At 46.8% G+C, this 12,056-nt stretch carries 12 protein-coding genes; 6 read left to right on the top strand and 6 right to left on the bottom strand.

Going from position 1 to position 12,056, the window contains the following annotated elements:
* Positions 1-113: 113 nt before the first annotated feature.
* Positions 114-416 (bottom strand): rhodanese-like domain-containing protein, encoded by a 303-nt coding sequence (locus tag N774_RS0108045; protein ID WP_024860751.1) that lies wholly within the window; start codon positions 414-416, stop codon positions 114-116.
* 28 nt (positions 417-444) lie between these two features.
* Between N774_RS0108045 and N774_RS0108050 the strand changes: the two genes are divergently transcribed.
* The 6 genes from N774_RS0108050 (at position 445) to N774_RS0108075 (ending at position 4,355) form a co-directional block, all read left to right on the top strand.
* The gene (locus tag N774_RS0108050) at positions 445-1,251 is read left to right on the top strand and encodes a HesA/MoeB/ThiF family protein (RefSeq protein ID WP_024860752.1); all 807 of its coding nucleotides are present in this window, start codon (positions 445-447) and stop codon (positions 1,249-1,251) included.
* Positions 1,252-1,529: 278 nt separating this feature from the next.
* Positions 1,530-1,775, top strand: a complete 246-nt coding sequence (locus N774_RS0108055) for an ACT domain-containing protein (protein WP_024860753.1) — start codon at positions 1,530-1,532, stop codon at positions 1,773-1,775.
* A 10-nt stretch (positions 1,776-1,785) separates the two neighbouring features.
* Positions 1,786-2,928: a glutathione synthase gene (locus tag N774_RS0108060; RefSeq protein ID WP_024860754.1), complete on the top strand. Its 1,143-nt coding sequence runs from the start codon at positions 1,786-1,788 to the stop codon at positions 2,926-2,928.
* Positions 2,929-2,941: 13 nt separating this feature from the next.
* Positions 2,942-3,700, top strand: coding sequence for a class II glutamine amidotransferase (locus N774_RS0108065; RefSeq protein WP_024860755.1), 759 nt, complete (start codon positions 2,942-2,944; stop codon positions 3,698-3,700).
* A 9-nt stretch (positions 3,701-3,709) separates the two neighbouring features.
* Entirely contained in the window at positions 3,710-4,159 is a 450-nt protein-coding gene (locus tag N774_RS0108070) for a YunG family protein (protein ID WP_024860756.1), read from the top strand.
* Positions 4,146-4,355: a hypothetical protein gene (locus tag N774_RS0108075; protein WP_024860757.1), complete on the top strand. Its 210-nt coding sequence runs from the start codon at positions 4,146-4,148 to the stop codon at positions 4,353-4,355. Before N774_RS0108070 ends, N774_RS0108075 begins: the two co-directional genes overlap by 14 nt.
* 152 nt (positions 4,356-4,507) lie before the next feature.
* Here N774_RS0108075 and N774_RS0108080 read toward each other — a convergent pair whose 3' ends face one another.
* The 5 genes from N774_RS0108080 to N774_RS0108105 form a co-directional block, all read right to left on the bottom strand.
* Positions 4,508-5,683 (bottom strand): ABC transporter substrate-binding protein, encoded by a 1,176-nt coding sequence (locus N774_RS0108080; RefSeq protein ID WP_024860758.1) that lies wholly within the window; start codon positions 5,681-5,683, stop codon positions 4,508-4,510.
* Positions 5,684-6,758: 1,075 nt separating this feature from the next.
* Positions 6,759-9,305 carry a LamG-like jellyroll fold domain-containing protein gene (locus N774_RS0108090; protein WP_024860760.1) on the bottom strand — a complete coding sequence of 849 codons (2,547 nt, stop codon included), beginning with the start codon at positions 9,303-9,305 and terminating at the stop codon, positions 6,759-6,761.
* A 158-nt stretch (positions 9,306-9,463) separates the two neighbouring features.
* Positions 9,464-10,315 carry a sensor histidine kinase gene (locus N774_RS0108095; RefSeq protein ID WP_242836592.1) on the bottom strand — a complete coding sequence of 284 codons (852 nt, stop codon included), beginning with the start codon at positions 10,313-10,315 and terminating at the stop codon, positions 9,464-9,466.
* A gap of 34 nt (positions 10,316-10,349) precedes the next feature.
* The gene (locus N774_RS0108100) at positions 10,350-11,072 is read right to left on the bottom strand and encodes a hypothetical protein (RefSeq protein WP_024860762.1); all 723 of its coding nucleotides are present in this window, start codon (positions 11,070-11,072) and stop codon (positions 10,350-10,352) included.
* Positions 11,065-11,979, bottom strand: coding sequence for an ABC transporter ATP-binding protein (locus tag N774_RS0108105; RefSeq protein WP_024860763.1), 915 nt, complete (start codon positions 11,977-11,979; stop codon positions 11,065-11,067). The genes N774_RS0108100 and N774_RS0108105 overlap by 8 nt, the downstream gene beginning before the upstream one ends.
* Positions 11,980-12,056: the final 77 nt, after the last annotated feature.

The following is a 12,056-nucleotide window of genomic DNA, read 5'->3' on the forward strand; positions in this document are numbered from 1 at the left end:
TCATGTTGTCCGATCCGCAAAAGCAATTGCAAATTATAGAAAAAAGCTATATCCTCAGGGCTTGAAAAAACCAACAAATGATGCTATACTTATTAAACATGTAGGAATACAACCTACACGGTTTTACCTGCAAGATATACGGTATATGCAGCATATCCGCCCTCGATGTTGTATACATCATAGCCTCTGTCTTCAAGTATTTCGGCTACTTCTGCGCTCAGGTCGCCCGTTCTGCACAGAACATATACAGGCTTGTCCTTGGGCAGCTTTGAGAGCCCAGTTGATATCTCATCAAAGGGCACATTCACAGAACCGCTGAAACTATTGAGCTCATATTCTTCTTTACTGCGTATATCGAGCAGAGTTACCTTATTTGTATCAAGTGCGGCTATCTCTGCCGCTTCTATACTTTTCATATCATTATTTCCTTTCGGGAGGTTAAAAATGGCGCTTACCGATGAACAGCTCTCACGCTATTCAAGACATATCACTCTCAAAGAGATCGGAGTCAGGGGGCAGAAAAAACTCCTTGCCGCAAAAGTTCTCATTATAGGTGCAGGCGGACTCGGAGCCCCTGCTGCAATGTATCTTGCAGCCGCAGGTGTGGGAACTATAGGCATTGCCGACAGCGATAAAGTCGAGCTGTCAAACCTGCAAAGGCAGATAATCCACACCACAAATGATGTGGGCAAATCAAAAGTTCAGTCTGCTGCCGAAACTATAAACGCATTGAACCCCGACGTTCATGTTATCACATACGAGACGTATATCAACAGCAAAAACATCGCCGATATTATCAAGGATTACGACTTTGTCATTGACGGCGCGGACAATTTTCCGACTAAATTCCTTATAAACGACGCCTGCGTTCTCGGCCGCAAGCCTTTCTGTCATGCAGGCATACTTCGCTTCGAGGGACAGCTCATGACCTACGTCCCCGATAAGGGTCCGTGCTATCGCTGTATATTTGAGGCTCCGCCGCCGAAGGACGCTGTGCCCAGCTGCCGCGAAGCAGGAGTCATCGGTGCAATGGCAGGAATAATCGGCTCCATGCAGGCTCTTGAAGCTGTAAAGTATATCACAGGGCAGGGGGAACTGCTCACAGGAAGTATGCTTATATTCGATGGCTTGAAAATGGAATGGCGAAAGGTCAGGCTGCCGAAAAGAGTGGCGGCTTGTCCTGTCTGCGGTGATATTCCCACGATAACGGAGCTATTTGACGAGGAACAGCAGGTATGCAGCCTTATATAAATCGATTATATAACGGCTGCAAGCTTTTGTCAATAACAAATTCATATAAATCCTATTGACAAAATATGTATAACATGATATACTATACGTAGTAATTCAGTATGTATTATTGGAGGTATTTGTTATGCTATATCGTTTTGACATGATCAACAGAATCAATATGTGTAAATGTATGACAGTTCTCTCCATGCTTGCTGGATCATAGTCTTTTTCCATGCCTATGAATATTTTAGCAGGAGAGACAGAAATGTCTCTATTTTTATTATCGGAGGTATGAAATGAAAAAGATCGAAGTTATTTCCATCGACAGAATAGGTCTTGTTGGCGAGATCTCTAAGATATTAAGCCGTGTTAACGGCAATATTATCGCTCATTCGGCAAATGTTGCTCCCGACAGCAGCGGCATTAATATATCTCATTTTCGTGCAGATGTTGAACTTGACATAAAAACCGACAGCGAAACTCTTGCAAGAAGGCTCAGAAAAATAAAGAATGTCAGGCAAGTACGAATAACAGATGTATGAGGTGAAAAATATGAGTGAATATTATTACAGCGGAAAATTCGGAATAGAGCGTGAAACACTGAGAATTGACAGCCACGGCAGAATTGCTCGGACTCCTCACCCATTCGGCAATGACGAGCATATCACCCGCGACTTCTGCGAAAATCAGGTGGAGCTCGTAACTCCTGTGGCAGGCAGTATCGAAGAGGCTCTCGGCTATCTTAAAGTGCTTGATGACATTACAAGAAAAAAGCTTGCGGAATACGGCGAGAGCATATGGCTCTACAGCAATCCTCCCCACTTTGACAGCGAGGACGATATCCCCATTGCCGACTTCACAGGCGACCATTCTTCAAAGCGTGCATACCGTGAAGTCCTCAAACAGAAATACGGCAAAAAGCTCATGCTCTTTTCGGGGATACACTTTAATTTTTCCTTTGCCGAGGAGCTCATCAACGAGCTGAATACTGAGGGAGAGGACTTCCGCACCTTCAAAGACGAGCTTTATCTCCGACTTTACAAGCAGCTCATGGTATACAGCTATCTGCTTGTGCTTCTTACAGCGGCAAGTCCCTACTATGACGCTTCACTTGACAAAGACGGAAAAAGCGGTATAATTATGAGTGAATATTCCTCGCTGAGGAACAGCGTCCGCGGCTACTGGAACAAGTTCCTGCCTATACTTGACCACAGGAGCTTAAAAACATTCACAGGCAGTATCAAGAAGCATATCGTAACAGGCTCCCTGTATTCCGCAAGCGAGCTGTATCTGCCCATACGTCTTAAACCAAAGGGCGTGAACAGCCTTGAAAACCTTGCGGCAAACGGCGTCGACCACATCGAGCTGAGAATGTTCGACCTTAACCCCTCCGCACCTCTCGGCATAGACAGCAGAGACCTTGAATTTGCACATCTGCTCATACTGTATCTGCTCTCACAGCCCGATCTTGACTTCACTCCCGAATTGCAGGAGAAGGCAGTCAGTGACCATAAAAATGCAGCACTGCTCAATCCCGACGCTGAGCTTTTAGAACGTGCCGAAAAGGTGCTTGAGGAAATGGATAGACATTTCAGTGACAATAAAAAGGCTCTTGAAATAATCGGCTTTGAAAAAGGAAAAATAAGCGGACGCAAGGTCTGTAATTGCTCTGACAGCACTAAACTCTATAAGTAAGGCGGTGACATAAATGTGCGAGCTTCTCGGCTTCACTTCGGCAAGAAATACGGATATATCAGACTATCTGCGGACATTCTTTTCCCACAGTGACAAGAATCCTCACGGCTGGGGAATGATGTACGAAACTGACAGGCGTGAAATACTCAAGGAAGCCGTCAGCGCGGAAAAAAGCTCATATCTGTCTGACATCATCGACTATATGCCGCCGCAGAAAGCGACTCTCGCACATATAAGATTTGCCACCGTGGGAACTATCAATGAACGCAACTGCCACCCATTCACGGGTACGGATATTTCCGGCAGGGAATGGACTCTCATACATAACGGAACCATCTTCAACAGCAGGCATAATCACCGCTATGCTGCTGTACAAACGGGAGATACGGACTCCGAGCGCTTTTTTCTGTCGCTCCTTGACAATATGAATGAACACATCGCAAGAAGTGTTCCCAACAAGCGAGAGCGCTTCGAGATAGTGAATAAATTCATCGTTGAAAATGCTCCCAGAAACAAGCTGAACCTGATGATATACGACGGAGAGCTTCTCTACGTCCACAAGAATCTGAAAAACACACTCTGCTTCAAAAGGCTTGAAGACGGCATTATTTTCTCTACCAAGCCCCTTGATGACGGAGTATGGATACCTTTTCCCATGGCGCAGGTAATAGCCTACAAGCACGGTCAGGAGGTCCACCGCGGCGACCGCCACAAGGGCACTTTCGTGCCGACGCTGGAATACATTACAGCTATGGACGCAATGTATATTTAAGGAGATAATATGGGATATAATTTTTACGGCTGGGAAAAAGCCACAGTTTCGCCAATAAACAGTGATTTCAAGGGCATAGCTTCTCCGCAGAAGCTCTATGACGCTCTTACGGAAATATGGTGCGAATATACCTGTGCTCCGAGACTTCGTGAGAAATGGAGCAAGGATAATATCACTCTGGGACAGTGCTCCATAACCGCCTTTTTAGCCCAGGACATCTTCGGCGGAAAGGTCTATGGTGTTCTTCGTCCAAATGGAAATTACCACTGCTACAACGTTATCGGTGATGTGGTATTTGACCTTACAAGTGAGCAGTTCGGCGATGAAAAGCTGGACTATACCGATAACCCCGAGCAGCTTCGTGAGGTGCATTTCGCAAAGACCGAAAAGCGTGAGCGGTATGAGTACCTCAAAGCTGAGCTTATAAAATTATTGGAGAAAAAACATGAGCGCAAATGAACTTAAACAGGCTGTTATCACCGAAAACGAAATTACTTTTTCACATAAGGGAAATGATTATTTGGTCTACGGCTGGGATCAGTGTGACGGCTATGTACTCTGCCTTGAATGTGAGGGCGAGCTTGTGTGGCAGTCCGCACCGCAGCCGAAAAAAGTCTGCATTGAGGAGTTTATCAGCTATTATTCAGAGTTATAAAAGAGCCTATAACGAAGAAAGACAGATACTTCCGCAAGATGTATCTGTCTTTTCTTATGCTGTTATTTGTATTTGAAGCCCTGTTTTATCCTCTTAAATAAACAGAACAGCACCGCAAGCGATATGCCTGCGGTGCTGTCCAACAAAGAGTGTTATTCAAATTCGTTGAAATGATCTTCCAGTGATTTGTAAATGTCATCTGAACCCTCGGCTAAAATGCTGTCGAGAGCCTTTTTGTATATGTCGGTATTGTAATGTGGTTCGATGTCGTAGTCATTCGTGTAGCCGAGATCAACGATAGTATCTTTAAGTGTGAGTGTACCCTTCTTGTCAGGATCGGGACTGGACACGCTGTATCCGCCGTATACCTCAGTGTTGATGAAGTCCTCGTCGATATCGATGTACTTCTTGACGTCCTTGATAGTTTTGTCGTGGTCGGACTGTGTAAAGTGGTATGCCTTGATGAATGCGCGTTCAATTGCTATGAATGTATTGGGAGTGCTGCTGAGAGCGGCAGTCTTTGCGACCTGACGGCAGCATGGCTGGTTCTCCAGAGCCTTTTCGTGTGCGCAGTAGTATACTACCTTGTAGCCCTGTGACTTAGCCAGCGAAGCATATGGCGAGTAAACGGAAGCCGCGTCGATACCACTGTTGAGTAGAGCTGCATAAGCGTCCTTCTGGCTGTCGAAGTAAACGATGTTCACCTTGTCATCGCCCTCACCGATCTCGATATGTGCATTTTTCAGCAGTATCTGGAGCTCTGCGTCCTGAACGCTGTTCTTGACTGAAGCGACATTTCTGCCCTTGAGGACTTCCACGCCTGCCTCGTCCTTGTCAGTATATTCAGACTTGATAACATAGCCGTGACCATTTGTCATTGCGCCGCCGAAGATAGATACCTCATGTCCCTGACTCTGGAAAGTAAGTGTAGGAACTGAGCCAATGAAAGCAACATCGAGCTTATCGGATTCGATACCGTTTATGAGCTCGGAAGCGCTTGAAAACTGTGTGAGAGTAACACTAAGTCCCTCTTCCTTGAAGTAGCCCTCTTCTGCTGCAACGAATGCGAGGAGATGTGCTGTTGAGTTCAGATAGCCGATGTTGATGTCGGTCTTTTCGGGAGCTCCTATTTCGACCTTAGCTGCTTCTGTTGAAGCTTCCGAAGTTCCTTCTTCTGCTGCACCGTCAGTTGTATTCTCAGCTGTTGTGGTGCTTGCTGTAGTGGGTTCGCTCTTTTCCGAGGAGCTGAACTGGTTGAGTCCCGAGCAGCCTGTAAACAGTGCCGCAGCGGCAATTACGGATATAAACTTTAATCTGTTATTTTTCATTTTCGTCACCTTTTAACCTTTTCTTTCTTTTTATTATTTTTTCATCATCTCATTATTGTCAGGCACAACATCGCATTCGCATTGTGCTTAAAATGAATAGTGTATCTCTCATTATCATCACCTCTTGTCTTTTCTCTGCATTTATCATATCATACGGAAGTCGGGTTGTCCAATACATGAAATGCATTAGCGTTAATAGGAAAAACGTATATACGAAAAGCTTGAAAAAATAATAATGATATAATAATCGTATTTATTTGGTTCGGGCGCTTTTTATCAGAATAATCTATAACAGATCATCAATTATTTGAATTGGACAACTGCGCAAATATATGAGATAATTAGCCATATCAACACGATAATGAGAATACAATTGCCTGCGGAGTAATTTGTAAACTTACTCATATATCGCAGGCATTTTTTGTAGCTGTCCGACTCGAAAACAGCCTTAACGCCGTCATCGATCTTTTGAAATAAGTTCTGCACTTCCTCACGCTTCTCAACCTTATATTCAGCTCTCTGCTGCGGCGTGAGCTTTTTCTTCCATGCCGTATTATCGACCTCCAATCACTAAAAAAAGTATCTATATATGCAAAAAAGCCGACCTTGTATAGCTCTCTGTGAGGAACCAACAAAATCGGCTTTGAAATCGGTTGAAAATTCTATATTCGGTTTTTGCTGTTTTCGGGGATTTTCCGTACTTTTATTCCTAGCTGCCTTTGTAGCAGCTCTCAAAACGCCTTTTGTCGCGTTCGAGTCGTATTTTTACGTTTTGGGATCTATGGTAACACTAAAAAAATATTCTCCCTTTTTAACGCAAAAGCTCCCGAAAATTCGGGAGCTTTTGGCTGGGGATCTATATTGTAACATAGATATGGAGCTTGTGACGGGACTCAAACCTGCGAACTCAGATCATAATAAAGAGAGAATCCCGATACAAATGTATCGGGATTCGTTATCCTATTCGATCGTTTTAAGCCTTTCTGCGTTAAGAACATCTTACATCAGAAAGGTTTTCCCGATGATCCCATATAAAGTTTCTGTATAGTTATCACGGTTAATCCTGTGACTGTTTTTATTTCGATATAACGAGCCTGCGCATGAGACACAGGTCAAAGGAGTCTATCCTGTTGTCCTTGCAGAGGTCGCCCTTTTCCCAGTCGGCAAGCTCGCCCTTTCCGAGTATGAATTGCTGCATGACAACAAGGTCTGCCACGGAGAGCTCCCCGTCGCCGTTCACATCGCCCTTTACCTCAGTCTTGGGAGCAGCTGTGCCGCTTATCTCCGACTCCGTAAGTGCACATTTGTATATCTTTATGTTGTCGATGCTTCCCTTGAAGCAGGTATCGTCAGCATAGTAGGACTTGCCGATATAGCAGCTGGTCCCCGAGCCCATATCAGCTATCTGACCGTGAGTTTCGGTGGTATACATAGTCTCAATGCCGTCGATATAGACCTTGGTATCAGCTCCGTTTACAACAAGTGTGTAGTTGTGCCATTTTGTGCCGTCAATGTCCAGGACCAGCTCGGTCTCATCGCGCCATGAATCCGTAGTGGCAGCAAATCTGAAAATATCCTTTGCAACTCGGAAGAACACATACTTCTCATCGTTCTTTCCTGCGGCAAAGGTGAAGAAATTGCCCTCGGATTCCGACTTTATATCCATGCTTATGGTATAGTCCCGCAGCCCGTCAAGCATACCCGTGGGGAATTCTCCGTAGGTATCGTCGCTGCCGTCAAGATAAAGTACATTGCCCTTTTCGCTGTCCTGCTTTACGGAAGCTCCGCCGTTAAGGCTGAGATTGCCTGTGCCGCCCTCAAAGTCTATATCCACATAGGGCTTGGGCTTCTCGCAGCTGCTTACGGGAGTTCCGAATATTTTCATCTCGTACACTGTAGGAGTGTACCAGTTATTGTTGGGATTGTTCTGGAGAGTTGCATTCTGAACATTGAGCCTTACATACCGAGCCTTTCCCGACAGCATATCACTGTTGAAGCCGTAGGTCTTGGTGACCGCTTCGCTGTTCTTGTCTGTATGGTCAAGGAGCTTCGTCCAGTTCACGCCGTCAAGGCTTCCCTCGACGGTATAGGTGTAGTAGCCCTCAGAACCCTTGCATATATACCACGAGGTCTGGATATTTGCGAGCTCGCATACCCTTTCAAGGTCTACCTGCAAATAGAAGGGCCATTTCTTGTAGTCGCCTATGGCTGCAAAGGAGCTCTGATATGAGCCGTCAACGGCTTTGGCAGATGAGTTTCCGCCCTTTGCTGCCAGCGATGAAGAAGCAGGTCTGTCCTGAGACAGAAGCTCTCCCTGCTGAACGGGGAACAGGTCTCCCGTAGAGGTGTTATATTTGAAATAGGGATAGTAGTCGTAGAACGCAAAGCCCTTGTCGAAATACAGCGGACACAGTGTAGTTCCGCTGGTGGACGAGGCTCTCAGCCAGCGGTATGCGTGCATGAGGTAGTTCTTGTCCTGCATATTCACTATCCAGCCCGACTGTGACGAGAATGTGGAGCTGTTGCCGATACTGCGGAGGTCGCTCCATTTGCCTGCAATATCCTTGGTAACGCTGTACGCGCCGCTGCTGGGGTACCAGCCTGCCGCCTGCGACGTGAACAGGAAGTAGTAGCCGTCCTTTTTGACAAGGTTGGGAAACTCGCGGTACTGGTCCTCAAAAAGGGTCGTGACTACCTCGGTGACATCGCTGTAGTCATCGTTCATTCGGAAGATATACATGGTGGCATTAGCCCCCTGCCCCTCCTTGTTTGCGGCGGCGATGAGATAGCCTGCTCCGTCGTCATCGAAGAATATGGCCATATCACGAACCTGTATCCCAAGGGGATTGTACACATGATGCACCGTGAACTGTCCTCCGGGAGTACCCGTGATCACAAGTGCCTTTCCGTCGCTGTAGCCGCTGGGCTTCTCCCAGTGCGCCCACACTACGACCTTATTCTTCTCGGGGATATAGTCTATATGCACCGACTCTATTTTGCAGCTTGCAAGTGCGGAATTCTGGTTGCTGTCGGCTACATTTTTCTCATTGCCGAAGTGTACACCGTCGCTTGAAGCAGTTTCCGCAAGGTAGATATCGTCCTTGCCTGTATGCTTTTTCAGAGAGTAGCTGTAGTAGGTATTCCCCACCTTGTAGCCGCTTGTTTCATAAACGAGATTGCTGCCCTTCTGATTATCATAGTTGCTCAGTCCCGAGGGCAGTTCACAGGGTGTCAGGGACTTCACCGACGAGAAGCTTTCCCTGCCCTGTGATATGACCTTTAGCTGATAATAGTAGGTGGTTCCCGACTTCATGTCGTCGTCCTCATAGGAAGTACCGCTTCCCTCATAAACGGGCACAAAGCCGTCCTCAGGCGATGTTGAGCGGTAGAGAGTATAGCTGTCCGCAGAGAGCGTAGTCGCCCATTGAAGTGCGGCGTGATCTGCGCTTTTCCCGTCGGCAACACAGAAAAGATTTCCCACAAGTCCCACATCATCGGACACAACACTTGAAGCCGATACTGCAAAGGCTGGTCTTACTCTGCCGAAGCTGCCTGCGGTGAGTATCATTGCACCGCTGCACATCACAGCGGCAGCACGTTTTAATAATCCTGTTTTAAACATTGTTTCACTCCTTTTTCAGATAATGTCTGTCAAGCATATTATATCATGACAGGCTGTGTATTGCAAGAAGATAAGCATTTTTTCGGCAGATGTTTTTGTTCATACGGGCTATCACAGCAAAAAAGCATATGTCCGCTTGAGGGAGCATCTGCCTTTTTTCATAATCCGATACTTATTATGAGCTGTCCACCGCTGTATTCCGCGTTTATTTTCCCACCCATGCGCTCCACCAGAGTCCTCGCTATGGACAGTCCCAGACCTGTGGAATGGTGAGCGGCTTCAACGGTATAGAAACGGTCAAAGAGCTGCTCCACATCTATTGCGGACAGCTCCTCAGCTCTGTTTGCAAATGTTATTATACCCGAATCGGACAGAGTTATATGAAGATCGCCGTCGCTGTACTTCACAGCGTTGTTCAGCAGATTGGAGAACACCCTTGACAGTGACGCTTTGTTGACGCTGCGAAGGATACGCTGCTCGGTCAGTTCTATCCTCGGCTCAATGCCGCGGCTTTTTAGAGCAGGATAAAAGCTGCTGATACTCTCCGCAAGGAGCTGATTCACAAAGACCTCCTCACGCTCCATATCAGTATCGCCTGTGGCTATGACCGAGTAGCTGAACAGCTCCTCTGTGAGCTGCTTCATCATGTCGGCACGCTCCCTTATTATGGCAAGATAGCGCTCCTGCTTTTCGGGAGCGCTGTTTTTCTGCATAATGTCAAGATAGCCGCATATTGCCGTCAGCGGAGTCCGAAGGTCGTGAGAGATATTGGTTATGGCAGTTTTCAGCTCCGTATTGCCCAGCTCATAACGAAGCTGCTCGTCACGGACCTCCTTCAGCCGTTTATTGATATCGTCAGCAAGCGACCTCATATCCTTGTCGCGGCTGGAGATGCCTATCATTCCGTTGGTGTCTCCGTTTATTATCCTGTGCAGCTCCGCTGATATCTCCTTTGCGGACTTTTTCATAAGGCAGACCTTGACCGTAAGGAATATTATAGCACAAGCCATTACAAAAAAGACCGCATACATCAAATCGATTACCTCATTTCATATCGTGTTTTCTGAAATATACTATGGAAAGCATGAGCATTACCGCTCCTGCGGACAACGCGCACAGCACAGTCAGCCACGGTCTGTCGGGAGCAGTCAGTACACTGAGCGCCGACAGCTGTCCCTGCGGGAAAAAGCGGAATATCATATCCGCAGCCTTGCTGTCATCAAGAGCTTCGCTGCCAAGAGTGGAGATCATCATCATGGAGAACTGCAATATGAACATTACCGCCACACTGCGGACGTCCTCAATGACAACACATATGAACAGACTCAGGAACATATTCGTGAATACAAGCACCAGCACCAGCAGCAGGTTCTCTGCGACTATGCCTGCTTTCAGCGCTGACAGGTCGTATGACATCAGAAAAGCAGAAGCAAATGCCGCTCCCTCATATACTGCAAAGAACAGCACTGTCACAAGAGTAAAGCATACCGACCACGAAAGCAGTATATTAAGCCTGCTGTGACCGATAATGAGCTTGTTGCGGATAGCTCCGCTTGTGAATTCGGTTGATATGTTCAGAGCAAGTACAGCTCCTATGAAAAACGGCAGTATTACAAGTGCTCCGCTTTCGGGGATAGACGTGAAGACATTCTCCTCCCTGTTGAGGAATACGAACAGCAATGCAAGCAGAGACAGGGCTGCCATTCCGTAATACAGTGACTTTGCCTTGAATATCCTCGATATATCTGCATTAAGAAGTTTATTCATCGCTGCCGCCTCCTACAAGTGAAATAAAGAAGCCCTCAAGATTTTCATCATGCTCCGTGCAGCTCAGTATCTCGCTGCCCTCCTTTTCAAGAGCAGCCGCAAGCCTTGTGATATTGGGCTTGGCGTAAATGTCTATCCTGTCATCGTTTATTACCTTGTATTCAAGCTCCATCTCATCAAGAGCCCTTACCGCCGCGGAAGTGTCGGTAACGGTTATCCTTACACACTTGCGGCAGGCAGCTTCAAGCTCCTCAGCGCTCATCTCGCGGACGATACTGCCCTTGTCGATAAAGCCGTAATGGGTTGCCAGCCTTGAAAGCTCGTCAAGGATATGGGACGAGATAAGAACAGTTATGCCCCTCTCCTTGTTCAGCTTTAGTATGAGCTCGCGCATCTCGATTATGCCCTGTGGGTCAAGACCGTTTATAGGCTCGTCCAGTATGAGGAAATCGGGGTTGCCGCACATGGCTACTGCGATACCCAGTCTCTGGCGCATACCGAGAGAGAAGTCCTTAGCCCTTTTGCTGCCTGTGTTTTCAAGTCCCACCAGCTTCAGGAGCTCAGGTATACCGTCAAAGCTGGGCATACCAAGCAGTCTGTACTGATACTTCAGGTTATCCTGCGCCGTCATCTCGGGAAACAGGGACGGAGTTTCCACAACTGCGCCGATACGCTTCCGCGAGTCGGCAATTTCCGCGTCACTGCTTTTCACGCCGTATATCTCGATCTCGCCCTCCGTTGGGAACTGCATACCGCAGACAAGGCGTATCAGCGTGGTCTTGCCCGCGCCGTTCCTGCCCACAAATCCGTAGATAGAGCCCTTTGGCACACTCATGGTTATCCCGTTCAGCGCTTTGAAGTCCTTGTACTGCTTGCAAAGCCCATTCGTTTTCAGAACATAGTCCATATAATGACCTCCTTTTTGTTTCTGAAAACAGTATATCACATAATAGTTAAGAAATCGGTTAAGAAAAGAGTTAAGAT

It is taken from the genome of Ruminococcus flavefaciens AE3010 (assembly GCF_000526795.1).
Classification (GTDB): Bacteria; Bacillota; Clostridia; order Oscillospirales; family Ruminococcaceae; genus Ruminococcus; species Ruminococcus flavefaciens_D.